The sequence below is a fragment of the Actinacidiphila guanduensis genome (assembly GCF_900103985.1).
Lineage (GTDB): Bacteria > Actinomycetota > Actinomycetes > Streptomycetales > Streptomycetaceae > Actinacidiphila > Actinacidiphila guanduensis.
In genome coordinates, this window is record NZ_FNIE01000013.1 from 139,623 (window position 1) to 163,348 (window position 23,726).

Below are 23,726 nucleotides of genomic sequence, written 5' to 3' on the forward strand. Positions count from 1 at the left end.
CCGTCAGGGGAGCGGCGCGGCCCGGGATCTCGCGGACCTCAGTGCGCGGCCCTTCAGTGCGCGGTCATGGACGTCGCCAGGGTGAGCGTGCCCGACAGCGGCAGGTTGCGGGAGGAGTCGCCGACGAGGATCTGGTAACCCCCGGCAGCCGCCGTCCACTTGCCGGCGCCGGTGTCCCAGGCGGCCAGGTCACGCGGGGTGAGCGTGAAGGTGACCGTGCCCGAGGCGCCCGGGGCCAGCGAGATGCGCTGGAACCCCTTCAGCTGGTGGGGCGGCTCACCCGCCGCGCCCGGGTCGCCGACGTAGAGCTGGGCGACCTCCGCGCCTGCTCTGCTGCCGGTGTTGGTGACGGTCGCGGTGACGGTGGCCTGGTTGCCGCTCATCGCGCCGACATGGAGGTTGGAGAAGGAGAAGGTGGTGTAGGACAGGCCGTAGCCGAAGGGGAAGAGCGGCGCGACGTTCTTCGCGTCGTACCACCGGTATCCCACATCGAGGCCCTCGCTGTACTGCACGGTGCCGTTCTGGCCCGGCCACTGGGCGGTGGTGCTCGCCGGCACCTGCGACAGCGAGGTCGGGAACGTCACGGGCAGGTGGCCCGAGGGGTTGGCGTCGCCGAACAGCAGGGCCGCGATGGCCTGGCCCCACACCTGCCCGTCGTAGAAGCCCTCGAAGACGCCCGCCACCTGGTTGAGCCACGGCATGAGGATCGCCGAGTTGTCGTTGAGCACGACGATCGTGTGCGGGTTGGCCGCCGCGACCGCCTCGATCAGGGCGTCCTGGTTGCCCGGCAGGTTCAGCGAGGTGTTGTCCGCCTCCTCGTGGCCGTAGTTGTCACTGGCGAAGACCACCGCGACGTCCGAGGAGCCGGCCAGCGCGGCCGCCGAGCCGGTGTCGGTGCCGTCGTTGTAGGTCACCTTGGTGTTCGTGCCGGCCAGCCGGTCCTGGATGCCGATGATCGGGGTGTACGTGCCGGGGCTGGTGACGGTGCCGCTGCCGCCGCCGATGGTCTGCGCGCCGGGGCCGGCGTCCTGGCCGATCACCGCGACCGAGGACAGCTGGGAGGCGTTCAGCGGCAGCAGCCCGTTGTTCTTCAGCAGCACCGTGCCCTCCTCGTCGCCCCGCAGCGCGACCTGCGCGTGCGCAGGGGTGGTGACGATCGCCGAGGTGGAGCCGGAGGGCGCCTTGTCGAACAGCCCGAAGCGGAACATCTGGGTGAGCACCCGCGAGACCATCGTGTCCAGCGTGGCCTGGGTGACCTGGCCGTCCTGGACCGCCTGGATCAGGTAGTCGGCGTAGTAGTAGCCGCCCGGCATCTCCACCGTCAGGCCGGCGTTGGCCGACTCCACCGTGGAGTGGATCGCGCCCCAGTCGGAGGTGACGAAGCCGGTGAACCCGGCCTGCTGGTACAGGCCCTTGTTGAGGATGTCCGGGTTCTGGCAGGAGGGCTCGTTGTTGACGTTGCTGTACGCGCACATCACCGCGGCCGCCCCGCCCTGCTGGATGGCGGTCTGGAAGGCCGGCAGGTAGATCTCCTGCAGCGTGCGGGCGTCCACCTGCACGGTGCCGGCCGGCTGCTCGATGTTGTACGCGGCCGCGTGCTTGACCTCGGCCATCACGCCCTGGTCCTGGATGCCCTCGATGTCGGCGGCGCCCATCTGCCCCGACAGGTACGGGTCCTCGCCGAAGGTCTCGTAGGAGCGGCCCCAGCGCGGGTCACGGACGATGTTCACCGTCGGGCCGAGCGCCACGTCCACGCCCTTGCCGGCGAACTCCTGGCCGACCGCGTCGCCGTACTGGTGCTCGTAGTCGGTGTCGAAGGTCGCGGCCGAGACCAGGCCGGAGGGCATCTGGGTGACGCCGCCGAGCCCGTCGCCGACACCGGCCGGGCCGTCCTCGAAGGTGAGGTCGGGGATGCACAGCGAGGGGTCGCCGAGGATCTTGCCGATGTAGTCCGGCTCGTCGGTGCCGTGCAGCAGGTTCACCTTCTGCTGCAGCGACATCTGGCCCATCAGCTGGGCGACCCGGGTGGCGGTGGCGGTGCCGGGGGTGTTCACCCACGGGCACGAGCCGGGCGCGGGGTGCGTGACCGGCGGCGGGATGGTGCCGGTGACGTCGCCGACCGTGTAGACCTGGAACTCCCACAGGGCGTAGCCGTACCCGGTGGCCCGGGCGGTGCCGTACATGCGGATGTAGCGGCCGGTGCCGGAGACGGTGAGGGTCTGGGTGCCGCCGGTGCCGGTCGTCGTGGAGTAGACGCTGCTCCAGTTGGTGCCGTCGGCCGACAGCTGGATCTGGAACGCGGAGGCGTAGGCGTTCTCCCAGTCCAGGACGACCTTGCAGACCGGCAGGCTCGCGCCGAGGTCCACCTCGTACCACTGCGGGTCGGAGTAGTCGCTGGACCAGCGGGTGACGGTGCTGCCGTCCACGCCGTAGGGGGCCGCGTAGCCCTGGTCCCCGTCCTGCACCGAGGACGCGGTGGCCGGGTGGCCGAGGGCGGCGTTGGTGGTGCCGCAGCCGTCGCCGGGGCCGGTGCCGCCGCTGCCGCCGGTGTGCACGGCGAACTCCCAGAGCGAGTAGCCGTATCCGGTGGCGCGGGCGGTGCCGTACATGCGGATGTAGCGGCCGGTGCCGGAGACGGTGAGGGTCTGGGTGCCGCCGGTGCCGGTCGTCGTGGAGTAGATCGGCGACCATGTCGAGCCGTTGGCGGAGACCTGGATCTGGAAGGCCGTGCCGTAGGCGGTCTCCCACTGCAGGACGACCTGGCAGATCGTCACGCTGGAGCCGAGGTCCACCTGGAGCCACTGGGGGTCGGCGGCGGCCGAGGACCAGCGGGTGCCGGCGTCGCCGTCCACGGCGGCCGAGGCGGGGGTGCCGGCGTTCTCGGTGGAGGAGGCGGTCGCGGGCTGGTCGAGGGCGGCGTTCGCGCTGCCGCAGGCGGCGCCGGTGCCGCCGTCCAGGGTGCCGTAGACCTGGAACTCCCACAGGGAGTAGCCGTATCCGGTGGCGCGGACGGTGCCGTACATCCTGATGTAGCGGCCGGAAGCGTTTACGGCGAGCGTCTGGGTGCCGCCGGTGCCGGTGGTGGTGGAGTAGGCGGGCGTCCAGGTGGAGCCGTCGGAGGAGACCTGGATCTGGAACGCCTTGGCGTAGGCGGTCTCCCACTGCAGGACGACCTGGGTGACGGTGGCGTTCGCGCCGAGGTCCACTTGGAGCCACTGGGGGTCGGCGGCGGCCGAGGACCAGCGGGTCCCCGTGTCGCCGTCCACGGCCGCGGAGGCCGGGGTGCCGGCGTTCTCGGTGGAGGAGGCGGTGGCGGGCTTGCCCTGCGAGAGCAGGGTGGCCCCGGCCGCGTGCGCGTTGCCGCTGCTGCCGAACAGGGCGGCGAGCAGGGCCAGCACGGCCGCGGCGGCGAGCCAGGCCGAGGGCATTCTTCGCGGATGACGTGCCGTCACCCGATAACTGACAGACATCGCTCACTCTCACGGTGGGGGGTGGGGGAGGACCACGCGGGAGAGCGCTCTCCGCCCCGGAGAGTACCGCCCGGCAGCCGCCACCCGTCAACCCGCGCGGGTCAAGCCTCGGCAAACCGTGCGCGGCTCCTCCCGGCGGGCCGGCCCCGGCTGTTGGGCCTGCGGCCCCCGCCGTACGGCGCTTCGGGCGGCGCGCCGGCGGTGTCGGTGGGCGGTGGCAGACTGCGGGCATGGGGCTTGGTGATCTCACGCTGGAGCAGTGGCGGGGCTTCGACGGGGGCGACGTGCGGCGGATCGCACGCGATGTCGCGCGTGAGGCCGAGGGGGAAGTGGTCGCGGTGGAGGAGGGGGAGCACCGCGGCGGCCGGCTCTACCGGGTGCGGGTGGCCCGCGGCGGGCGGGAGTTCGCGCTCGTCCCGGGCGGGGCCGTGCAGGTCGGGTTCGACCTGGAGGGCTTCGAGCCGGCTCCCGACCAGGCCGCCGACTACACGGAGAGCACGGCGCAGGGCTTCGGGTACGGAGCCGACCTGCGCGAGCACCTCGCGCGCGTGCTCAGCCCCTGGCGCAGCGCCGAACTGAGGACCGTACTGATGGCCGTGGCGGACGAGAAGCTGACGGAGGCACCCGCCGACATGCCCGCCGCCCTGGCCGCCCAGGGCCTGCGGATGCCGACGGCCGACGAGTGGGAGCACGCCTGCGGCGCCGGCGCGGGCACCCTCTTCCGGTGGGGGAACGACTGCCCGCTGGACCGCATACCGTACGGGGACCGTACCGGCCCGCACCGCCGGGCCAACGCCTTCGGCCTGCGCATCGCCCACGACACCTACAGCGCCGAGCTGACCGGTGACACCGGGGCGGTCCACGGCGGGGACGGCGGCGAGTCGGTCTGCGGCGGCTATGGCACCCTGCTCGCGTGGCTTCCGCTGGCCACCGCCAACCGCAACCCCGGCATGGCCGACTTCGTGTACGGGCCCGACGGCGAGGACATGTGGGGGGACTGCTCCACCCGGCCGGTCCTCGACCTCTGAGCCCGGCACCGCACTGGCGGCCCCGTGAGATTGGGCTCAGGCCAGGCCGATGGTCACCGGGCCGGCCTTGGGGTCCAGGGGGAGGGCGGGGGGCCAGGGGAGGCGCAGGACGCGGCCGGGGGCGGCGGGCCAGGGGAGGCGGCGGCGCAGCAGAGTGCGGTCGTCCTGGCGGGCCGTCAGGCGGGGGAAGGGGACATGGGTCTCGGGCCACAGGAGGAGGCGGCCGCGGGGCGGAGCGGGGTCGCCGGGGCGCAGGAGCTGGGGGGCGACCCAGCGGAAGGGGGGCTCGGCGAGCAGGGGGACGCCCGGGGCGGGGGTCTCGGGGGACGCCAGCCGGCGGGCGATGCGTTCCGCGGCGTGGGCGCCGTCGAGCGCGGCGGCCTCGGCGGTGTCCACCGGGTGCAGGAGGTTGCCCGCCGCGAAGACGCCGGGCGCGCTCGTGCGCAGCGCGGTGTCCACGACGGGGCCGAGGGTGCCCGGGTCCATCACGAGGCCGGCGGTGCGGGCCAGTTCGTGGTCGGGCACCCAGTCCCCGGTCAGCACGACCGTGTCGCACGCGACGGTGCGCCGTCGCCCCGTGGCGATCTGCTCGATCTCCACGGACTCCACCCGCCCGCGGCCGCTGATACGCGTGACCCGGGTGCCCGTGGCGATGGGAACCCCGAGGACGGTACGGCCGGGCACGGTGAAGGCCGCATACGCCTCCGGGCGCGCGTGCCGGGTGGTCATCAAGGTGGTGCGGCAGCCGGCCGCGCGCAGCGTGAGCACCGCCGACCAGCTCACCGCCTCCGCGCCCACCACGACGGCCCGGCTGCCCACCTCGCGGTGGCCGCCGTGCACGAGGGTCTGCAACTGGCCGGTGGTGTAGACGCCTTGGGGGCGGTCGCCGGGGATCATCCGGGCCGGGCGGGGGCGTTCGCGCGCGCCCGTGGCCAGCAGCACGGCCTCGGCCCGGACGTCGAGCAGCCCGCCGGGGGTGGTGACCGCCAGGGAGCGCTCGCCCGTCCAGTGGGTCACCATGGCCCGGGTGCGGATGTCGGCGCCCGCCTGCCGGGCGGTCTCCGCGAGGCGTGCGGCGTAGGCGGGGCCGGAGACGAGGCGGCGCAGGTCGCGCAGGCCGTAGCCGGTGTGGTCGCTGTGCCGGGGGATGCCGCCGGGGGTGTCCTCGCGGTCCAGCACCAGTACGCGGGCGCCGCGCCGGGCGAGGACGGCCGCCGCCGTCAGCCCCGCGGGCCCGGCGCCGACGACCACGGCGTCGGGGGTGAGCACCTGCGCGGTCACCGGGCGCCCGCCGGAAGGTGACGCTCCATCAGGTCGGTGACGGCGGCCGCGCAGGAGAAGCCCTGGCAGCGGCCGTTCATCGCCCGCGTCCTGCGCCGCAGCCCCTCGGGACCGGCCGGCGGCAGCGCCGAGGTGCAGGCGTCACGTATCTCGCCCGCGGTGACCCGCTCGCAGAAGCACACCACCCGACCGTACTCGGGGTCGGCCGCGATCAACTCGGCGTCCTGGTACGGGCGCCGGAACGCCTCGCCGAGGTTCGGCATGCGCGGCGGCGCGGGCAGGTCCGTGCGCGGGGTGAGGGCGAGCCCGCAGTCGGCGAGCAGCGAGCGGACGTGCTCGGCGATCGCCATCCCCGCCGACAGGCCGGTGGAGCGGATGCCGCCGACCAGGACGTAGCGCTGGTCGGGCTCGGCCGCGACGAGGTAGTCCTCGCGCCCGGTGGCCGCGCGCAGCCCCGCGTAGCTCGCGGTGACCTCCTCGCGCATGAGCGAGGGCATCAGCCGTTCGCCCTTGTCCCGCAGGAAGGCGAAGCCGCTCTCCGACGTGCCGGTCGCCCGGCGGTCGGTGAAGTCCTCGGCGGTGGGCCCGAGCATCACATTGCCGTAGACGGTCGGGGAGATCAGCACGCCCTTGCCCGTCTTGCCCGGCACCGGCAGCACGATGCGGTCGGCCAGCGGCCGGGCGAGCTTGTCGAAGACGAGCAGCTCACCGCGGCGCGGGGTGATGGTGAAGCGGTCGTGGCCGAAGAGCCGGTCGACGGTGTCGGCGCCGAGTCCGGCCGCGTTGACCGTCCAGCGGCAGCGCACCAGGCCGCCGGTGGTGTGCAGGGTCGTGGTGCCGTCGCCCGCGGTGCCCACCGCGGTCACCGCGTGCCGCAGCAGCACTCGGGCGCCGCGCTGCCGCGCGTCGGTGGCCAGCGCGAGGTTGACGGTCCAGGTGCAGGTGATCGACTCGTCCGGCACCGTCATCCCGCCGAGCGCCCCTTCGCCCAGGGCGGGCACCTGGCGGTAGACCTCCTGCGGGCCGACCAGCTCGCACCGGTCGTAGCCGTTGGCCTCGGCCTTCTCGCGCAGCGCGGGCAGCGCCGCCAGATCCTCGGGCGTCCAGGCGACCATCAGGGCGCCGGTGCGCTCCACGGGGATGCCCGCCGCCCGTGCGTAGGAGCCGAGCAGGCGGTGGCCCTCGCGGACCAGCCGCGACTCCAGGGTGCCCGGCTTCGCGTCGAAACCGGTGTGCAGGATCGCGGTGTTGGCCTTGCTCGTGCCGTCGCCGACGTCGTCGCGGGCCTCCAGCAGCGCCACCGTCAGGCCGAACCCCGACAGTTCGCGGGCGATGGCGGCGCCGACGATGCCGGCGCCGATCACCGCGACGTCCCAGACGGTCCCGTCCGCTCCGGGCATCAGCGCGCGCCCACCGGCTCGGCGGTCTCGGCGCCCGCCGCGTCCGGCGCGCCTGCCGCACCCACCGCGAGCACCGCCTCCGCGGTGGCCCGCCAGCGGGCCAGGAACTCCGCCGCCCGGTCGGCAGACCAGCGCGGCTCCAGCACGGTCTGCGGCCGCCAGGCGGGCAGCACGTCGGCCAGCTCCCGCGCGGGGTCCAGCGCGAGCCGGGCGAAGGCGGCCGCGCCCAGGGCGGTGGCGTGCGGGAAGGGGTAGACCTCCACCGGTGCCTGCAGCAGGTCGGCCTGCGCCTGCAGGAGCGCGCGGCTGCGGGTCAGCCCGCCGTCCACCCGCAGCCGGCGCGATCCGCTGCCAAGCCCTTCCTCGACCAGGTCGCTCAGCCCGCACACCTGGGCCGCGATCCCCTGGAGCACCGCGAGGACCACGTGCCCGGGGCGGGTGGCCAGCGTCATGCCGGTCAGCGAGGCGGTCGCCTCCGCGCGCCACCAGGGGGCGGCGAGCCCGGCGAAGGCCGGTACGCACAGCACCTCGGCGCAGTCCTCGGCCGCCACCCGGTCCAGGTCGGCCGCGGAGTCCACGAAACCCAGCTCCTGCAGCCAGCGCACCGCGGACGCCGCGGTGTAGACCTGCCCGTCCAGGCAGTACGTGGTGCGGCCGCGCACCCGCCAGGCCACCGAGGCCGTCAGGCCCGCCGCCGAACGCACCGGCGCCCCACCGGTGTTGGCGAGCAGGAAGGCCCCCGTGCCGTAGGTGCACTTCGCCTCGCCCGGCTGCAGGCAGCCCTGCGCCAGCAGCGCGGCCTGCTGGTCCACCACCAGCCCGCCGACCGGCACCTCGGCGCCGAACGCGGTCGTGGTGCCGACGATCTCGTCGCAGTCGGCCATCCGCGGCAGCCGCTCGCCGCCCAGCCCGAACAGCTCCAGCATCTCCGGGTCCCAGGCCGCGGTGTCGATGTCGGTGAGCAGCGAGCGCCCCGCGGTCGCCGCGTCGGTGACGAACTCGCCCGTCAGCCGGTGCAGCAGCCAGGAGTCGATGGTGCTCACCACGCCCTCGCCCGTCCACACCCGCCGTATCCACGCCATCTTCGGCGCCGAGAAGTACGGGTCGAGCACCAGGCCGGTGCGGTGGGCGACCTTGTCCCGGTGCTCGGCCAGCTCGTCGCAGACCACCGAGGCGCGGCTGTCCTGCCAGACCAGCGCGCGGGTGAGCGGGCGCCCGGTGGCCGGGTCCCAGGCGAGCACGGTCTCGCCCTGATTGGCCAGCGTGACCGCGTCGATCGCGCGGCCCGCCGACGCCACCGCGCGCCGGCCGGCCTCCAGCACCGAGCGCAGCAGCTCCTCGGGGTCCTGCTCGACCCGGCCGCCGTCGAGGTACGCCGGGCGGACCGGCTCGTCGGCCACCGCGACGACGCCCTCCTCCTCGTCGTGCACGACCGCCTTGGTCGAGGAGGTGCCCTGGTCGATGGCGAGGATCGTCGTCACTGTCGTGCCTTTCGAGGGTGGGTTCCTGACGAGAGTCCGATGTCCGGGGGCGGAGGCGGGCTGGGCACGAGAATAGGGTGATCGCCGGGTCGTGCGCGGCGATCCCGCGGATGCCGCGGCGCGTCGGCAAGGGGGGCGCGCGGGGGGCGCGCGAGGCGCGCGTGACCTCGGAGGACAGGTGCGCCGCCCCTGCGCGGCACGCACGCCGTCCCCTGCTCCTCATCGTCCCCGACCCTCACCCCGGCCGCGTCCCGGCAGGCGCCCGGCCGCACGGACGGGGGCAGACTCGACGGCATGACGGACACACAGGGCGCCGCGGACGGCTACCGCGACCGCTGGATCTCCTGCACCGCCGACGCGGTGCGCATCCGCGGCTACTACTTCCCGTGGGGCGCCAAGACGATCCCCTACACCGCGATCCGCTTTGCGCTCCGCGTCCCGGTCGGCCCGCTCACCGGCGCGGCCCGCATCTGGGGCACCGCCAACCCGCGGCTGTGGGCGAGCCTGGACCCCGGCCGGATGGGCAAGAGCGAGGGCTTCGTCCTCGACGTGGGCCGCAGGGTCCGGCCGTTCATCACCCCGGACGACCCGTCCGCGCTGGAGGCGGTGCTGCGGGCCCACGCGGTGCCCACGCGCAGGGCGGGTGCGAGGGTGGTGTGAAAGTCCGGGGAGGACGGGGGAGGACGTGCGAGAACGTGCGAGGTCGGGTCCGGTGGCGGGTGCGAGTCGAGGAGGCGGTCGATGGCCGGGGCGGAACAGGGGCCGCAACAGCGGTCGGAACAGCAGCCGGAACAGCAGCCGGAACTGGGCCCGCAGCCCTCTGCGGACCGGGTGCGCACCGGGCCGGCGAACGCGCTGACCGACGTCGAAGGGCTGCGGGTCGGCCACGCCACCCGCACCGGTGGCGGCGCCCTGACCGGGACCACCGTCGTGCTCGCCCCCGAGGGCGGCGCGGTGACCGCGGTCGACGTGCGCGGCGGCGGCCCCGGCACCCGGGAGACCGACGCGCTCGACCCGCGCACGCTCGTGGAGCGGGTGGAGGCCGTCGTCCTGACCGGCGGCAGCGCCTTCGGGCTCGACGCGGCCTCGGGTGTGGTGGCGTGGCTGGAGGAGCAGGGCCGGGGCTTCCGGGTCGGCGGGCCCGGCCGGGTGGTGCCCGTGGTGCCGGCCGCCGCGCTGTTCGACCTCGGCCGCGGCGGCGACTGGCACGCCCGGCCCGACCACGAGCTGGGCCACCGGGCCGTGGCGGCGGCCGCCGCGAGCGCGCCGGGCGGCTCCGTCGAGCAGGGCTGCGTCGGTGCCGGCACGGGGGCGGTCGCGGGCGGCCTCAAGGGCGGGATCGGCACGGCGAGCACAGTGCTCGGCACGGGGGTGACGGTGGCCGCGCTGGTGGCCGTCAACGCCTCCGGCTCCGCGGTCGATCCCGCCACCGGGGCGCTGTGGGGCGCCCGCCCCGGATGGGCGGGCGAGTTCGGGCTCGACGGCTCGCCGCTGCCCGCCGACGCTGTACGCCGCGGCGCGCAGCGGCTGGCCGCGGCAGCCGGGGCGGCGCCCTTCCACACCACGCTCGCCGTCGTCGCCACCGATGCCGGCCTCACCCGTGCCCAGGCGCACAAGCTCGCCGGCACCGCCCACGACGGCATGGCCCGTGCCCTGCGCCCGGTCCACCTGCTCTCCGACGGCGACACCGTCTTCGCCATGGCCACCGGCCGCCGCCCGCTGCTGCCCGCCCACGCCGAGGCCGACGCCGATCCCGTCTTCGCCGTCCACCGCACCGCGGGCGCCCTGGACGCGGTGCTCGCCGCGGGCGCCGACACCCTCACCCGCGCGATCCTGCACGCCATGCTCGCCGCCCGCACCGTACGGACCCCGGGCGGCGACTTCCCCTGCTACCGCGACGCGTACGGCCTGGACCTGCCCGGAGGATCGGTGGCCGGCTGAGGCGCGGTCGCGAGCGATGTCGGGGGGCGCCTGCGCGCTCCGGGGCGGGGCTTCTCCTGCTACCGCGACGCGTACGGCCTGGACGTGCCCGGAGGGCCGGTGGCCAGCTGAGGCGCCGTCGTGAGTGATGTCGGTGCGGGGACTTCCCCGGCGACCGCGACGAGTACCGCCTGACCGGACCACCCGGACGGCCCGCGCCCGGCCGGGCGCCGTCGGAACGCGGCTCGCCCGTCGGAGCACGGCCGGCCACCGCGGCCGGCGGCCGTACCGCTACTGCGTCCGGGCGGGCGTCCGCGGGCACGCTGCTACGCCGACCAGGGGGCAGAAGGTGACGCGGCGGCAGCGGCGCCGTTGGACGGGGTGGACCGCCACCGCGCCGACCGCGCACCCACTGCCGCCAGGGAGCCCCATGACCGACCTGCCGATCGACTCGCCGTTCGACGCGGGCATGGGCCCGGGCGGACGACCGGGACGAGGTCCGGCGGCACGGCCCGGCCCGGCTCCCGGGCCGCACCCGGCACCCGGTACGGGCGGCACGCCCGCGCCGGGTCGGCCCCCCGCGCCCGGCACGGCGCCCGGCACCGGCGGCCGGGCGGACGCCGGGTCCGGCCCGCCCGCTGCTCGGCGGCGGACCCTGCACACCCTCGCCGCGCTGCCCGCGCTGCGGCGTTCGTGGTTCGCCACCGGCTTCGCGCTCGCCGCGGGGGCGCTGGCCGCTTGGCTGCTGGTGCGGACCGTGCTGCGGCTGAGCGAGCTGCTGACGCTGCTGCTGGTGTCGGCGTTCATCGCGGTCGGCCTGGAGCCCGTGGTGGGGTGGCTGTGCCGGCGGGGGCTGCGGCGGGGCTGGTCGGTGCTCGTGGTGGCGGCGGGCTTCACGGGGCTGCTCGCCGGGTTCGTCGCCCTGGTCATCCCGCCGGTGAGCGCCGCGGTGACGGCCCTCACCGCCGACGTGCCGCGCTGGCGCGAGCAGCTGCGCGACCACCACTCCACGCTCGGCCGGCTGGAGGACCACTACCACGTCATCGAGAAGGCGCAGGCCCAACTCGGCTCCGGCGGCGGCTCCGAGCTGGCCGGCGGCGTCCTCGGCGCCGGGCAGCTGGTGCTCTCCGCGCTCACCTCGGCCGTCATCGTCGTCACCGTCACCCTCTACGTGATGCTGGCGCTGCCGGCGATCAAGCGGTTCTGCTACCGCTTCGTGCCCGGCACCCGGCGGCCCCACGCGGAGGCCGTCTGCGAGGAGATCCTGGTCCGGGTGGGGCGGTTCATGCTCGGCAACGTCGCCACCTCCGCCGTCGCCGGCGCGGCCACCTTCGCCTGGTGCGCGGCCTGGGGCGTGCCCTACCCGTCGGCGCTCGGCTTCTTCGTCGCGCTGATGGACATGGTCCCGGTGGTCGGCTCCACCGTCGGGGGAGTGGCGGTGAGCCTGGTCGCCCTGTCGGTGTCGCTGCCCGTCGCGGTCGCCACCGCGCTGTTCTACGTCGGCTTCCGCCTCGCCGAGGACTACCTGATCATGCCGCGGGCGATGAAGTTCGCGGTCGACGTGCACCCGGTGGTCACGGTCGTGGCCGTGCTCGCCGGTGGCAGCCTGCTCGGCATCGTCGGCGGCCTGGTGGCGATCCCGGCCGCGGTCGCGGTCGGCATCGTGCTGGAGGAGTACGTCTTCCCGCGCATCGACGCCGGGTGAGGCGGGCGCGGGGCGGGGGCGGGGCCTCGTTGACAACGGGCCGCACGGCGCCGAGACTCGGTGCCATGCCCGAGGTCCCGCTGCTCACCCGTGAGCGCTGCGTCGACCTGCTGCGGGTGTCGAGCGCGCGCTGTTGACCGGACGGTCCCGCGCCCCTCGTTCCCGCAGCGATCGGATGGCCCATGAGCCCGCAGTACCTCTGGTACGTCCCCAACACCGTCGAACCCGGCCACCGCGGCGACGACACGACGTCCGGCTGGGGGTCCATCGAGCACTCCACCGACCTCGCCCGCACCGCCGAGGAGCACGGCTGGGACGGCGCCCTGATCGGCACCGGCTGGGGGCGGCCCGACACCTTCACGGTGGCCACCGCGCTCGCGGCCCGCACGACCACGTTCAAACCACTGGTCGCGGTGCGGCCCGGCTACTGGCAGCCCGCCCAATTCGCCGCCGCGGCCGCCACTTTGGACCAGCTCAGCCGGGGCCGGGTGCTGGTCAACATCGTCAGCGGCCTGGACGACCCCGCCGCCTACGGCGACTCCACCACCGAGCCCGCCCGACGCTACGCCCGCACCCGGGAGTTCCTGCACCTGGTGCGGCGGCTGTGGACCGAGGAGGAGGTCACCTTCGCCGGCGAGCACTTCCGGGTCACCGGCTCCGTCCTCGCGCCGAAGCCGTACGCCACCGCCGAACGCCCGCACCCCCCGCTGTACTTCGGCGGTGCCTCCGCGGCCGCCGAGGAGGTCGCGGCGGCCGAGGCCGACGTGCAGCTGTTCTGGGGCGAGCCGTTGGAGGGGATCGCCGAACGCGTCGAGCGGCTGCGGCAGTTGAGCGAGCGGGTGCAACGCGCCCACCGACCGCTGGAGTTCGGCCTGCGGATCACCACCGTGGTGCGCGACACCAGCGCGCAGGCGTGGCAGGCGGCGGAGGAGAAGGTCGCGCGGATGGCCGAGGACGCCGGTGAGGTCGCCTGGGTGCGCGCCCAGCGCCAGGCCGTCGGCCAGCAGCGCCTGCTCGACCTCGCCGAGCGCGGTGAGGTGCTGGACTCCTGCCTCTACACCACCCCCGGCCGCTTCGGCGGCGGCGGCGCGGCCACCACCTGGCTGGTCGGCTCGGCCGCCGAGGTGGCCGCCGCGCTGGACGCCTACCGCCGCCTGGGCGTCACCCACTTCGTGCTCTCCGACACCCCCTACCGGTCCGAGGCCGTCCGCATCGGCGGCGAACTCCTGCCGCTGCTGCGCCGATCGGCCCTGCGCCCGGTCTTCTGACCGGGCGCAGGGCCGATCGCGGCGAGGGCTCAGCGCACCCGGATCAGCAGCAGCGCCGAGCGGGCCTCCAGCTTCACGGCCTCGCCCGAGGTGTGGCCGGGCGGCTCCGGCTCGGCGGCCCGCCGCGGCTCCGCGGTGTCCACCAGCACCGACCAGGAGGCGCCGTACTCCACCGGCGGCAGCCGGAAGACCACGTGCTCCCAGTGGGCGTTGAGCAGCAGCAGGAAGGAGTCGTCGACGATCGCCTCGCCGTGCGCGTCCGGTTCGGAGATCGCCTCGCCGTTGAGGTGGACCGCGAGGGCGTGGGCGTCGGCGCGGGACCAGTCGCTCTGCGACATCTCCCGGCCGTCCGGGCGCAGCCAGGTCAGGTCGCCGGGCCCGCCGTCGGCCGACCGCCCGCCGCGGAAGAAGCGGCGGCGGCGGAAGATCGGGTGCGCCCGGCGCAGCGCGATCAGCTGCCGGGTGAAGTCCAGCAGGTCGCGCTGCTCCTCGGCCAGCTCCCAGTCCACCCAGGACAGTTCGCTGTCCTGGCAGTAGGCGTTGTTGTTGCCGCGCTGGGTGCGGCCGAACTCGTCGCCGTGGCTGAGCATCGGCACGCCCTGCGAGACCAGCAGCGTGGTCAGCAGGTTGCGTTGCTGGCGGGCCCGCAGCGCGAGCACCGCGCGGTCGTCGGTCGGGCCCTCCACGCCGCAGTTCCAGGACCGGTTGTCGCTCTCGCCGTCCCGATTGCCCTCGCCGTTGGCCTCGTTGTGCTTGTCGTTGTAGGAGACCAGGTCGCGCAGGGTGAAACCGTCGTGCGCCGTCACGAAGTTGACGCCGGCGCGCGGGCGGCGGTGCTCGAAGGCGTACAGGTCCGAGGAGCCGGTCAGCCGGGTGGCCAGCTCCGGCAGCACCCCGTCGCGGGACCGCCAGAAGTCGCGGACGGTGTCGCGGTAGCGGCCGTTCCACTCGCTCCACAGCGGCGGGAAGTTGCCCACCTGGTAGCCGCCGTCACCGACGTCCCACGGTTCGGCGATCAGCTTCACCCGCGAGACCACCGGGTCCTGCTGCACCAGGTCGAAGAACGCCGAGAGCCGGTCCACCTCGTGGAACTGCCGGGCGAGCGTGGCCGCCAGGTCGAAGCGGAAGCCGTCCACGTGCATCTCGGTGACCCAGTAGCGCAGGCTGTCCATGATCAGCTGGAGCACGTGCGGGTGCCGCATCAGCAGCGAGTTGCCGGTGCCGGTGGTGTCGAAGTACGAGGCCGGGTCGTTGTCGACCAGCCGGTAGTAGGAGGCGTTGTCGATGCCGCGGAAGGAGAGGGTGGGCCCCATGTGGTTGCCCTCGGCGGTGTGGTTGTAGACCACGTCGAGGATCACCTCGATGCCGGCCTCGTGCAGCGCCTTGACCATCGACTTGAACTCCGCGACCTGCCCGCCGCGGCCGCCCGCGGCCGAATAGCCGTTGTGGGGCGCGAAGAAGCCGATGGTGTTGTAGCCCCAGTAGTTGCTCAGGCCGCGGTCGAGCAGGTGCCCGTCCTGCACGAACTGGTGCACCGGCATCAGCTCCACCGCGGTCACCCCGAGCCGGGTCAGGTGCTCGACCACCGCCGGGTGGGCCAGGCCCGCGTAGGTGCCGCGCAGTTCCGGCGGCAGCGCCGGGTGGCGCCGGGTCAGGCCGCGCACGTGCGCCTCGTACATCACCGACTCGTGGTACGGGCGCTTGAGGGGGCGGTCGTCGCCCCAGTCGAAGTAGGGGTCGGCGACCACCGAGAGCATCGCGTGCGGCGCGCTGTCCTCGGTGCTCGGGCGGTCCGGGTCGGCGGGGTCGTAGCCGAGCAGCGAGGGATGGCCGTCGGCCTGGCCCTCCACGGCCTTGGCGTAGGGGTCGAGCAGCAGCTTGGCGGGGTTGCAGCGGTGGCCGCGGGCCGGGTCGTAGGGCCCGTGCACCCGGAAGCCGTACCGCTGGCCCGGCCCGATGCCCGGCAGGTACGCGTGCCGGATGAAGCCGTCGATCTCGGTCAGCTGCACCCGGGTCTCACGCCGGTCCTCGCCCAGCAGGCACAGCTCTACCTTCTCTGCCACCTCCGAGAAGACCGCGAAGTTGGTGCCGGAGCCGTCGAACGTCGCTCCGAGGGGAAAGGGATGTCCGGTCCATTTCTGCACGTCTCGCACGCTATAGCGGCTCCCCGCGAACCCGCCGCGCAAACGCGCGGGTCGAATGGGTGCCGCGCGCCCCGGGCCCGGCCGCGCGGGGCCGGGCCCGGGGGATGCCCTCGGGATGTCGGTGCGGGAGCTGCGGCTGCCCCGAGCGGACCGTCCGAGGACCGTACCGCGGCCGCCGGACGGCTGCTTCCGACCGTTTCCGGCGCCGGCCGCGACCGCGTCGGGGCCTCAGGCTGCCGCCGCGGACAGCTCCTCGAACTCCTCGCCGGTGAGGTCGATGAGGGCCGCCGCGGTGTTGTCCTCCAGATGGGCGACCGAGGAGGTGCCGGGGATCGGCAGCATCACCGGCGAGCGGCGCAGCAGCCAGGCCAGCGCCAGCTGCGACGGGCTCACCCCGTGCCGCTTGGCGAGGGCGTCCAGCGGGCCGCCCTCGCGGGCCAGCTCGCCGGTCGCGAGCGGGAACCACGGGATGAAGGCGATGCCCGCGGCCTCGCTGTGCTCCAGCAGCGCCTCGGCGCGGCGGTCGGCGAGGTTGTAGAGGTTCTGCACGGAGACGATCTCGGCGATCGCCCGCGCCTGCTCCAGCTGGTCCACGTCCACCTCGGACAGGCCGATGTGGGCGATCTTGCCCTCGTCCTGCAGCAGCTTCAGCTCGCCCACCTGCTCCGCCAGCGGCACCTTCGGGTCCACCCGGTGCAGCTGGAAGAGCGGGATACGCTCCAGGCCCAGGTGGCGCAGGCTCATCTCGGCCTGCTGCCGCAGGTACTCCGGGCGCCCCAGCGCGCGCCAGTCGCCCGGGCCGGAGCGGGACAGGCCCGCCTTGGTGGCGATCACCAGGTCGTCCGGGTACGGGTGCAGCGCCTTGCGGATCAGCTGCTCGGCGACGATCGGCCCGTAGGAGTCGGCGGTGTCGATGAAGTTCACGCCCAGTTCGACGGCCCGGCGCAGTACGCGCACCGCCTCGTCGGGGTCCTCCGGGTCGCCCCAGACGCCGGGGCCGGTCAGCTGCATCGAGCCGAATCCGAGCCTGGTCACCGGCAGTTCACCGCCGAGCGCGAAGGTGCCGGAAGCCTTTGCGGGCCGGGTGTCCGTGGTCACGATGGATACTCCTTCGGTAAACTGTACGTCCGGTTCACATGGCCGCACACCGGCCACAACCGTGTACCCGGCGTCGGCTATTCCCCTGTGCGTGCGCTGTGCGTGTATGGCACACGTGCGCGTCTCCCCCCGCACCGGACCGGGTGCCCACCGAGCACGATGATCATCGCCGTTCTTCGTTCCGCGAGAAGAACCGAACCCGAGGAGGCGACCCGGATGCGCTACACGCGACTGGGATCGACCGGTCTGGAAGTGTCCGCCCTCAGCCTGGGCTGCATGAGCTTCGGCGAGCCCGGCCGGGGCAACCACGAGTGGACGCTGGACGAGGATGCCAGCCGCGCGCTCATCAAGCGGGCGCTGGACGCCGGTGTGAACTTCTTCGACACCGCCAACGTCTACTCGGCCGGCAGCAGCGAGGAGATCGTCGGCCGGGCGCTGCGCGACTTCTCCACCCGCGACGAGGTCGTCATCGCCACCAAGGTGCACGGCCGGATGCGGCCCGGGGCCAACGGCGGCGGCCTGTCCCGCCGGGCGATCATGACCGAGATCGACCACAGCCTCAGCCGGCTGGGCACCGACTACGTCGACCTCTACCAGATCCACCGCTGGGACTACGAGACGCCGATCGAGGAGACCCTGGAGGCCCTGCACGACGTGGTGAAGGCCGGCAAGGCCCGCTACATCGGCGCCTCCTCGATGTACGCCTGGCAGTTCGCCCAGGCCCTGTACACCGCGGACCTGCACGGGTGGACCCGCTTCGTGTCCATGCAGAACCACTACAACCTGCTCTACCGCGAGGAGGAGCGCGAGATGCTGCCGCTCTGCGCGGACCAGGGCATCGGCGTGATCCCGTGGAGCCCGCTCGCCCGCGGCCGCCTGACCCGCCCCTGGGACGAGACCACGGCCCGCACCGAGACCGACGAGTTCGGCCGCACCCTCTACCAGCCCGACGACAAGGTCATCGTCGAGCGCGTGGCCCAGGTCGCCGAGCAGCGCGGCATCCCCGCCGCCCAGGTCGCGCTCGCCTGGATGAACCGCAACCCGGTGGTCACCGCGCCCATCGTCGGCGTCACCAAGGCCCGGCACCTGGACGACGCGGTCGCCTCCTTGGAGGTGGAGCTCAGCGACGAGGAGGTCGCGCTGCTGGAGGAGCCCTACGTCCCGCACGCGGTGGCCGGCTTCAAGTAGGCCGCCCGGCAGGCACGGTCCGGCAGTCGGGGGGCCCGGTCCGCCCCGGCGGCCGGGCCCGCCGCCTTTCCCCCGGCCGGTCCCGTGCCACTCCCGCGACGGCTTCGCCACAGCCGTGCAACAGGCGGGCTTGCGTGGCCCGTTGCCGGGAAGGGGCACGGACATGGGAATCATCGGATGGATCGTTCTCGGACTGCTTGCCGGCGCGGCCGCCAAGCTCATCCTGCCCGGGCGTGACCCGGGCGGCCTGGTCGGCACCACGATCATCGGCATCGTAGGGGCGTTCGTCGGCGGCTGGCTGTCGGCGAAGCTGCTGGACAAGCCGGTCCCGCACCACTTCTTCGACGGCCACACCTGGCTGGCGGCGATCGGCGGGTCCCTGGTGCTGCTCATCCTGTTCCGCCTGCTCTTCGGGGACACCCGTGCCCGGCGCTGACGGCGGGCCGCCGGTGCCGCACGCCCCGGCGCGTGCGGTACGGGCGGCACCCGCCTGACCCGAACGGCCGCCCAGCACGGGCCCCGCCCGCGCCGTCCGCGACACACTGGCCGAAGTGCCGCGGGCCCGCCCCGGGGCGCCTGCAGCGGCATCACCAGTGGCATGAGCAGCGGCACCAGCAGCGGCAGCACGGGAGCAGCAGATGAGTGGAAAAGCAGACATCGGTGTCACGGGCCTGGCCGTCATGGGCAGCAACCTGGCCCGCAACTTCGCCCGCAACGGCTACACCGTCGCCCTCCACAACCGCACCGCAGCCCGCACCAGGGCCCTCGTCGCCGACCACGGCGACGAGGGCTCCTTCGTGGCCACCGAGTCGCCCGAGGACTTCGTCGCCGCCCTGGAGCGGCCCCGGCGGCTGATGGTCATGGTGAAGGCGGGCGAGCCCACCGACGCGGTCATCCGGCAGTTCGCACCGCTGCTGGAGGAGGGCGACGTCATCATCGACGGCGGCAATGCCCACTTCGAGGACACCCGCCGCCGCGAGCGCGAACTGCGCGAGCAGGGCATCCATTTCGTCGGCACCGGCATCTCCGGCGGCGAGGAGGGCGCGCTCAACGGGCCCTCGATCATGCCCGGCGGCTCCGCGGAGTCCTGGCAGTCGCTCGGGCCGATGCTGGAGAAGATCTCCGCCAAGGCCCAGGACGGCAGCCCCTGCACCGCCCACATGGGCCCCGACGGCGCCGGCCACTACGTGAAGATGGTGCACAACGGCATCGAGTACGCCGACATGCAGCTGATCGCCGAGGCGTACGACCTGCTGCGGTCGGTGGGCGGCTACAGCCCCGCGCAGATCGCCGAGATCTTCCACACCTGGAACACCGGCCGACTCGACTCGTACCTGATCGAGATCACCGCCGAGGTCCTCGCCCACGACGACGACGCCACCGGGCGCCCCTTCGTCGACATCGTCCTGGACCAGGCCGAGCAGAAGGGCACCGGCCGCTGGACGGTGCAGATCGCCCTCGACCTCGGGGTGCCCGTCTCCGGCATCGCCGAGGCGGTCTTCGCCCGCTCCCTGTCCGGCCACCGCGACCTGCGCGACGCCGCGCACGGCCTGCCCGGGCCGCGGGCCAAGGCACTGCACGGCGCGGAGGCGGCGGCCTTCGCCGACAAGGTCGAGCAGGCGCTGTACGCCTCGAAGATCGTCTCCTACACCCAGGGCTTCCACCAGATCCAGGCCGGCTCCGACACCTACGACTGGGGTGTCGACCTCGGCCGGGTCGCGGCGATCTGGCGCAACGGCTGCATCATCCGGGCCGCCTTCCTGGACCGGATCACCGCCGCCTACCGGGCCAGGCCCGACCTGCCGAGCCTGCTGTCCGACCGGCACTTCGCCGAGGAGATCGGCGCCGCCCAGGACGACTGGCGGGCCGTGGTCGCCGCGGCTGCCGCGGGCGGGGTGCCGGCGCCCGGCTTCTCCGCCGCGCTCGCCTACTACGACGCGCTGCGCGCCGAGCGGCTGCCGGCCGCCCTCACCCAGGCCCAGCGCGACTTCTTCGGCGCCCACACCTACCGCAGGGCCGACCGCGACGGCGTCTTCCACACGCTGTGGGGCGGCGACCGCCGCGAGGTGGACGCGGGGTGACCGCGGGGAGTGCCCCGGTCGGGAACGGGCAGACGTACCCGCACAGGGGCACCGCGGGTGCCGACGGCGGAAAGGCTGGTGGGGCATGATCGAGCCCGCTGATCTGCGCGAGTGGCGCGCCCATGACGTGGTCGACGAGGAAGGCCGCAGAATCGGTGCCCTGGAGGCGGTGTACGTGGACACCGCGACGGACCTGCCCGCCATGGCAACGGTCCGCACGGGACTGCCCACACGCCACCGGCTGGTGTTCGTCCCCGTCGCGGAGGCGGTCGCCGGACCGGGCTACGTACGGGTGCCGTACCGGAAGGAGCACGTACGGTCGGCCCCCTCGATCGGGACGGACGACGTCCTGCCGGTCGAGGACGAGGAGGCGGTCTTCCGGTACTACGGGCTCCCGTACGAGCCCGGCCCCAAGGGCGGACGGCAGCTCGCCCGGCGCTGATGCCGGACGGACGGGACGGGATCCCGACAGGACGGACTGGACGAACAGGACGGACAGGAAAGGACAAGCGCCGATGAGCCTGTTCCTGCTGCTGATCATCGTGGCGATCGTGCTCGGCCTGATCGGCGCCGTCGCCAGCGGGCTGAGCTGGCTGCTCGCGATCGGCTGCGTCGTCTTCGTCGCCGACCTGGCCTACGGCGTGTGGCGGCTGCGGCACCGGCCGCGGCCGGTGCGCTGAAGGCGCCGGCGGCCTCGTGCACACCATCACCGACTGGCTCTCGCGTTCCTCGGGTGTCGCCGTCTACGCCGTGGTGGCCGCGCTCGTCTTCTGCGAGGACGCGCTGTTCTTCGGCTTCGTGCTGCCCGGCGAGACCGCGGTGGTGCTGGGCGGGGTGGTGGCCAGCCGCGGCCGGGTGGACGTCGCCGTGCTGTGCGCGGTCGTGGTGTTCGCCGCTGTGCTCGGCGACAGCGTCGGCTACGAGGTGGGGCGCCGCTTCGGCCCGCGCATCCTGCACACCAGGGCGCTGCGCGGCCACGGCGAGCGCATCGGCCGCGCCCAGGACCTGATCCGCAGGCGCGGCCCCGCCGCGGTCTTCCTCGGCCGTTTCATCGCCTTCTTCCGCGCCCTGATGCCCGCCCTGGCCGGCATGTCCCGCATGCCCTACCGGGTGTTTTTGCTTTTCAATGCCGCCGGCGGCCTGGTGTGGGGCGTCGGTTTCACCCTGCTCGGCTACTACGCGGGCGACGCCTACCAGCGGGTGGAGCGCACGGCCGGCACGGCGGTGGCGGTGGTCGTCGCGGTGGTGGTCGTGGCCGCGTTCGTGGTGTGGCACGTGCGCAGGCGGCGCCGGGAGGCGGCGGCGGAGGCCGAGCCGGAGAGCCCGGGGAACGGCGGCACCCGGGACGCCGGGACCGAGGACGGCCCCGGTGCCGCGCCGGACGCACCGGGCACAGCGGGCGGCGGGGCCGGCGAGCCGGACGCGGCGCCGAAGGACGGCGGTGGCTCCGGCAGCCACCGCTACGTACCGCCCGGCTGAGCCCCGCGGCCGGCCGTCCGCGCGCCCCGGCCGTCACCCTTCCGTGCGAACCGGCTCGCACATCGTGTGGGGAAACGGCAACAATCCCCGGTCGGGCGGTTCGCCGGCCGCCCTTGGCGAGCAAGCCGTACGTAGGCGCACCGCGCCGGCGAACCGTACGAAAGGGGGAGGCCCGTGACCGTCAAGGGCATCGACGTCGCCTCGTTCCAGTCCACCACCTACGACACGGCCGGCCTGGGCTTCGTGGTGGTCAAGGCCACCGAGGGCACCGGCTACATCAACCCCAAGCACAAGGACCAGGTCGCGCACGCCCGCGCCGCCGGCCTGGTCGTCGGCCACTACCACTACGCCAAGCCCGGCAGCATGACCGACCAGGCCGCCTACTTCCTCAAGCACGCCGCTCCCGCCGCCGGCGACCTGCTCGCCCTGGACTGGGAGGACTCCGGTGTCAGCAACGCCGACAAGGACGCCTGGATCAAGCACGTCCAGTCCGCGGCCGGCGGCCACCGCGTGCTGCTCTACTGCAACAAGAGCTTCTGGCTGCACCGCGACACCACGAGCTTCTGCGGCGACGGGCTGTGGATAGCGGACCCCGACTCCGCGGCCGGCCACCCCGCCGTCGAGCACCCCTGGACCATCCACCAGTACAGCTCGGCCGGCGGCACCGACCGCAACGTCGCCAACTTCGCCTCCGCGGCCGCCTTGAAGGCCTGGGCCGCGAAGAGCTCGGCCGCGCCACCGGCCTACGCGCCCTTCCCCGGCGCCTCCTGGTTCACCGTCGGCCGCAAGTCACCGGTCGTGGCCGCCATGCACGCGCGGCTGGTCGCCGTCGGCTGCGACCGCTACGAGTCGACGAAGAACAAGGACGTCATCGGCTCCGGCGACATCGCCTCCTACGAGGCATGGCAGCGCAAGTACAACAGCGAGCACCACAAGGGCTGGTCCGGCGCCGCCCTGAAGTGGCCGCCGGGCAAGGAGACGTGGGACGCCCTGCACGTCCCGGACGTCTGATCCCGCCCCGCGGGCTCCCGGCACCTCCGCGTCCGCACCCGGCCCGGCCGCGGCCGGTGCGGCGGCCGAGCGGGTGACGCCGCCGTACCGCCCGTTAGCCGGCCCGGCGAGCGGGAACGCCCACCGGCATGGAGCCCGTCGAGGCATTGGACCGCATCGCCTTCCTGCTGGAGCGCGCCCTGGCGCCCACCTACCGCGTCAGGGCCTTCCGCAACGCCGCCGACGTGCTGTCCGCGCACCCGCGCGAGGAGGTCGCCCGCCTGTCCGGCCAGGGCCGGCTCACCGACCTGAAGGGGATCGGCAGGACCACCGCGCAGGTCGTCGCGGAAGCACTGGCCGGCGGCACCCCCGGCTACCTCGCCGAGCTGGAGCGCGAGCAGCCCGGCGCCGCGCCGCCCGGCCTCGGCGACGAGCTGCGGGCCGCGCTGCGCGGCGACTGCCACGTGCACTCCGACTGGTCCGACGGCGGCAGCCCCATCGAGGCCATGGCCCGCACCGCCCGCGACCTCGGCCACGCCTGGATCGTCCTCACCGACCACAGCCCCCGGCTGAAGGTCGCCCGCGGCCTGACCGCCGAGCGGCTGCTGCGCCAGCTCGACACCGTCGCCGCGCTCAACGAGCAGCTGGCCCCCTTCCGGCTGCTCACCGGCATCGAGTGCGACATCCTCGCCGACGGCACCCTGGACCAGCGGCCCGACCTGCTGGACCGGCTGGACCTCGTCGTCGCCTCCGCGCACTCCGAACTGCGCATGCCGGGGCCGCAGTTCACCCGCCGACTGGTGGCGGCCGCGAGCAACCCCCTGGTGGACGTGCTCGGCCACTGCACCAACCGGCTGATCGGCCCCAAGTCCCGCCCGCAGTCGGCCTTCGACGCCGAGGAGGTCTTCGCCGCCTGCGCCGCGGCCGGCACCGCCGTGGAGATCAACAGCAGCCCGCACCGGCTCGACCCGCCCCGCGACCTGCTCGCCCTCGCCCGCGACCTGGGCACCCTGTTCGCCATCGACAGCGACGCCCACGCCCCCGGCCAGCTCGACTGGCAGCGGCACGGCTGCGCCCGCGCGCAGGAGGCCGGCATCGGCGCCGAGCGGATCGTCACCACCTGGAGCGCACCGCAGCTGCTGGAGTGGACGGCGACGAGGCGGCCGCCCCGGCCGTGACCGGCTGCGGCCGCT

The 23,726-nt window shown here is 74.3% G+C and carries 19 protein-coding genes; 13 read left to right on the forward strand and 6 right to left on the reverse strand.

What is annotated here, in order from left to right:
• Positions 1-53: 53 nt before the first annotated feature.
• Entirely contained in the window at positions 54-3,428 is a 3,375-nt protein-coding gene (locus tag BLR33_RS26320; protein ID WP_218136704.1) for a discoidin domain-containing protein, read from the reverse strand.
• A 272-nt stretch (positions 3,429-3,700) separates the two neighbouring features.
• Here BLR33_RS26320 and BLR33_RS26325 point away from each other — a divergent pair, with 272 nt between their 5' ends.
• Positions 3,701-4,498 (forward strand): hypothetical protein, encoded by a 798-nt coding sequence (locus BLR33_RS26325; RefSeq protein ID WP_093787096.1) that lies wholly within the window; start codon positions 3,701-3,703, stop codon positions 4,496-4,498.
• Positions 4,499-4,534: 36 nt separating this feature from the next.
• On the opposite strand, the gene BLR33_RS26330 is transcribed toward BLR33_RS26325, so the two are convergent.
• Genes BLR33_RS26330 through BLR33_RS26340 form a run of 3 tightly spaced genes read right to left on the reverse strand, consistent with a single transcriptional unit; the run spans position 4,535 to position 8,660 of the window.
• Entirely contained in the window at positions 4,535-5,779 is a 1,245-nt protein-coding gene (locus tag BLR33_RS26330) for an NAD(P)/FAD-dependent oxidoreductase (protein WP_093787097.1), read from the reverse strand.
• Positions 5,776-7,179, reverse strand: coding sequence for an NAD(P)/FAD-dependent oxidoreductase (locus BLR33_RS26335; protein ID WP_093787098.1), 1,404 nt, complete (start codon positions 7,177-7,179; stop codon positions 5,776-5,778). The genes BLR33_RS26330 and BLR33_RS26335 overlap by 4 nt, the downstream gene beginning before the upstream one ends.
• Positions 7,179-8,660 carry an FGGY family carbohydrate kinase gene (locus tag BLR33_RS26340; RefSeq protein WP_093787099.1) on the reverse strand — a complete coding sequence of 494 codons (1,482 nt, stop codon included), beginning with the start codon at positions 8,658-8,660 and terminating at the stop codon, positions 7,179-7,181. The genes BLR33_RS26335 and BLR33_RS26340 overlap by 1 nt, the downstream gene beginning before the upstream one ends.
• 294 nt (positions 8,661-8,954) lie before the next feature.
• Between BLR33_RS26340 and BLR33_RS26345 the strand changes: the two genes are divergently transcribed.
• From BLR33_RS26345 to BLR33_RS26360, 4 genes are all read left to right on the forward strand, one after another.
• Entirely contained in the window at positions 8,955-9,320 is a 366-nt protein-coding gene (locus BLR33_RS26345; RefSeq protein ID WP_093787100.1) for a hypothetical protein, read from the forward strand.
• Between the two features lie 81 nt (positions 9,321-9,401).
• On the forward strand, positions 9,402-10,601 hold the full coding sequence (locus tag BLR33_RS26350; protein ID WP_093787101.1) for a P1 family peptidase: 1,200 nt from the start codon (positions 9,402-9,404) through the stop codon (positions 10,599-10,601).
• A gap of 409 nt (positions 10,602-11,010) precedes the next feature.
• A complete protein-coding gene (locus BLR33_RS26355; RefSeq protein WP_245771675.1) occupies positions 11,011-12,285 on the forward strand; it encodes an AI-2E family transporter in 1,275 nt (424 codons plus the stop codon).
• A 182-nt stretch (positions 12,286-12,467) separates the two neighbouring features.
• Positions 12,468-13,553, forward strand: coding sequence for an LLM class flavin-dependent oxidoreductase (locus BLR33_RS26360; protein WP_093787102.1), 1,086 nt, complete (start codon positions 12,468-12,470; stop codon positions 13,551-13,553).
• 29 nt (positions 13,554-13,582) lie between these two features.
• Here the strand turns inward: BLR33_RS26360 and glgX are convergent, their stop codons facing one another.
• Both glgX and BLR33_RS26370 read right to left on the reverse strand, forming a co-directional pair.
• Positions 13,583-15,697 (reverse strand): glycogen debranching protein GlgX, encoded by a 2,115-nt coding sequence (gene glgX, locus BLR33_RS26365; RefSeq protein WP_093787103.1) that lies wholly within the window; start codon positions 15,695-15,697, stop codon positions 13,583-13,585.
• 228 nt (positions 15,698-15,925) lie between these two features.
• Positions 15,926-16,795 carry an aldo/keto reductase gene (locus BLR33_RS26370; protein ID WP_093787104.1) on the reverse strand — a complete coding sequence of 290 codons (870 nt, stop codon included), beginning with the start codon at positions 16,793-16,795 and terminating at the stop codon, positions 15,926-15,928.
• A 216-nt stretch (positions 16,796-17,011) separates the two neighbouring features.
• On the opposite strand from BLR33_RS26370, the gene BLR33_RS26375 reads away from it, so the two are divergent.
• The 8 genes from BLR33_RS26375 (at position 17,012) to BLR33_RS26405 (ending at position 23,711) form a co-directional block, all read left to right on the forward strand.
• Positions 17,012-17,983, forward strand: a complete 972-nt coding sequence (locus BLR33_RS26375; protein WP_093787105.1) for an aldo/keto reductase — start codon at positions 17,012-17,014, stop codon at positions 17,981-17,983.
• Positions 17,984-18,146: 163 nt separating this feature from the next.
• Positions 18,147-18,419, forward strand: coding sequence for a GlsB/YeaQ/YmgE family stress response membrane protein (locus BLR33_RS26380; protein WP_093787106.1), 273 nt, complete (start codon positions 18,147-18,149; stop codon positions 18,417-18,419).
• Positions 18,420-18,621: 202 nt separating this feature from the next.
• Positions 18,622-20,064 carry an NADP-dependent phosphogluconate dehydrogenase gene (gndA, locus tag BLR33_RS26385; protein ID WP_093787107.1) on the forward strand — a complete coding sequence of 481 codons (1,443 nt, stop codon included), beginning with the start codon at positions 18,622-18,624 and terminating at the stop codon, positions 20,062-20,064.
• Positions 20,065-20,149: 85 nt separating this feature from the next.
• Positions 20,150-20,506 (forward strand): PRC-barrel domain-containing protein, encoded by a 357-nt coding sequence (locus BLR33_RS26390; protein ID WP_093787108.1) that lies wholly within the window; start codon positions 20,150-20,152, stop codon positions 20,504-20,506.
• A 73-nt stretch (positions 20,507-20,579) separates the two neighbouring features.
• Entirely contained in the window at positions 20,580-20,744 is a 165-nt protein-coding gene (locus BLR33_RS35330) for a hypothetical protein (protein ID WP_176930485.1), read from the forward strand.
• 16 nt (positions 20,745-20,760) lie between these two features.
• On the forward strand, positions 20,761-21,543 hold the full coding sequence (locus tag BLR33_RS26395; RefSeq protein ID WP_093787109.1) for a DedA family protein: 783 nt from the start codon (positions 20,761-20,763) through the stop codon (positions 21,541-21,543).
• 174 nt (positions 21,544-21,717) lie between these two features.
• Positions 21,718-22,554: a GH25 family lysozyme gene (locus BLR33_RS26400; protein WP_093787110.1), complete on the forward strand. Its 837-nt coding sequence runs from the start codon at positions 21,718-21,720 to the stop codon at positions 22,552-22,554.
• 128 nt (positions 22,555-22,682) lie between these two features.
• Entirely contained in the window at positions 22,683-23,711 is a 1,029-nt protein-coding gene (locus tag BLR33_RS26405; RefSeq protein WP_093787111.1) for a PHP domain-containing protein, read from the forward strand.
• The last annotated feature ends 15 nt before the right edge of the window (positions 23,712-23,726 follow it).

What these genes read in the sequence shown, in the direction of transcription:
- gndA (WP_093787107.1), top strand. Translation starts at nt 18,622, where the DNA reads ATGAGTGGAAAAGCAGACATCGGTGTCACGGGCCTGGCCGTCATGGGC.
- BLR33_RS26345 (WP_093787100.1), top strand. Translation starts at nt 8,955, where the DNA reads ATGACGGACACACAGGGCGCCGCGGACGGCTACCGCGACCGCTGGATC.
- BLR33_RS26325 (WP_093787096.1), top strand. Translation starts at nt 3,701, where the DNA reads ATGGGGCTTGGTGATCTCACGCTGGAGCAGTGGCGGGGCTTCGACGGG.
- BLR33_RS26350 (WP_093787101.1), top strand. Translation starts at nt 9,402, where the DNA reads ATGGCCGGGGCGGAACAGGGGCCGCAACAGCGGTCGGAACAGCAGCCG.
- BLR33_RS26380 (WP_093787106.1), top strand. Translation starts at nt 18,147, where the DNA reads ATGGGAATCATCGGATGGATCGTTCTCGGACTGCTTGCCGGCGCGGCC.
- BLR33_RS26405 (WP_093787111.1), top strand. Translation starts at nt 22,683, where the DNA reads ATGGAGCCCGTCGAGGCATTGGACCGCATCGCCTTCCTGCTGGAGCGC.
- BLR33_RS26360 (WP_093787102.1), top strand. Translation starts at nt 12,468, where the DNA reads ATGAGCCCGCAGTACCTCTGGTACGTCCCCAACACCGTCGAACCCGGC.
- BLR33_RS26320 (WP_218136704.1), bottom strand. Translation starts at nt 3,428, where the DNA reads ATGCCCTCGGCCTGGCTCGCCGCCGCGGCCGTGCTGGCCCTGCTCGCC.
- BLR33_RS26390 (WP_093787108.1), top strand. Translation starts at nt 20,150, where the DNA reads ATGATCGAGCCCGCTGATCTGCGCGAGTGGCGCGCCCATGACGTGGTC.
- BLR33_RS26335 (WP_093787098.1), bottom strand. Translation starts at nt 7,179, where the DNA reads ATGCCCGGAGCGGACGGGACCGTCTGGGACGTCGCGGTGATCGGCGCC.
- BLR33_RS35330 (WP_176930485.1), top strand. Translation starts at nt 20,580, where the DNA reads ATGAGCCTGTTCCTGCTGCTGATCATCGTGGCGATCGTGCTCGGCCTG.
- BLR33_RS26375 (WP_093787105.1), top strand. Translation starts at nt 17,012, where the DNA reads ATGCGCTACACGCGACTGGGATCGACCGGTCTGGAAGTGTCCGCCCTC.
- BLR33_RS26355 (WP_245771675.1), top strand. Translation starts at nt 11,011, where the DNA reads ATGACCGACCTGCCGATCGACTCGCCGTTCGACGCGGGCATGGGCCCG.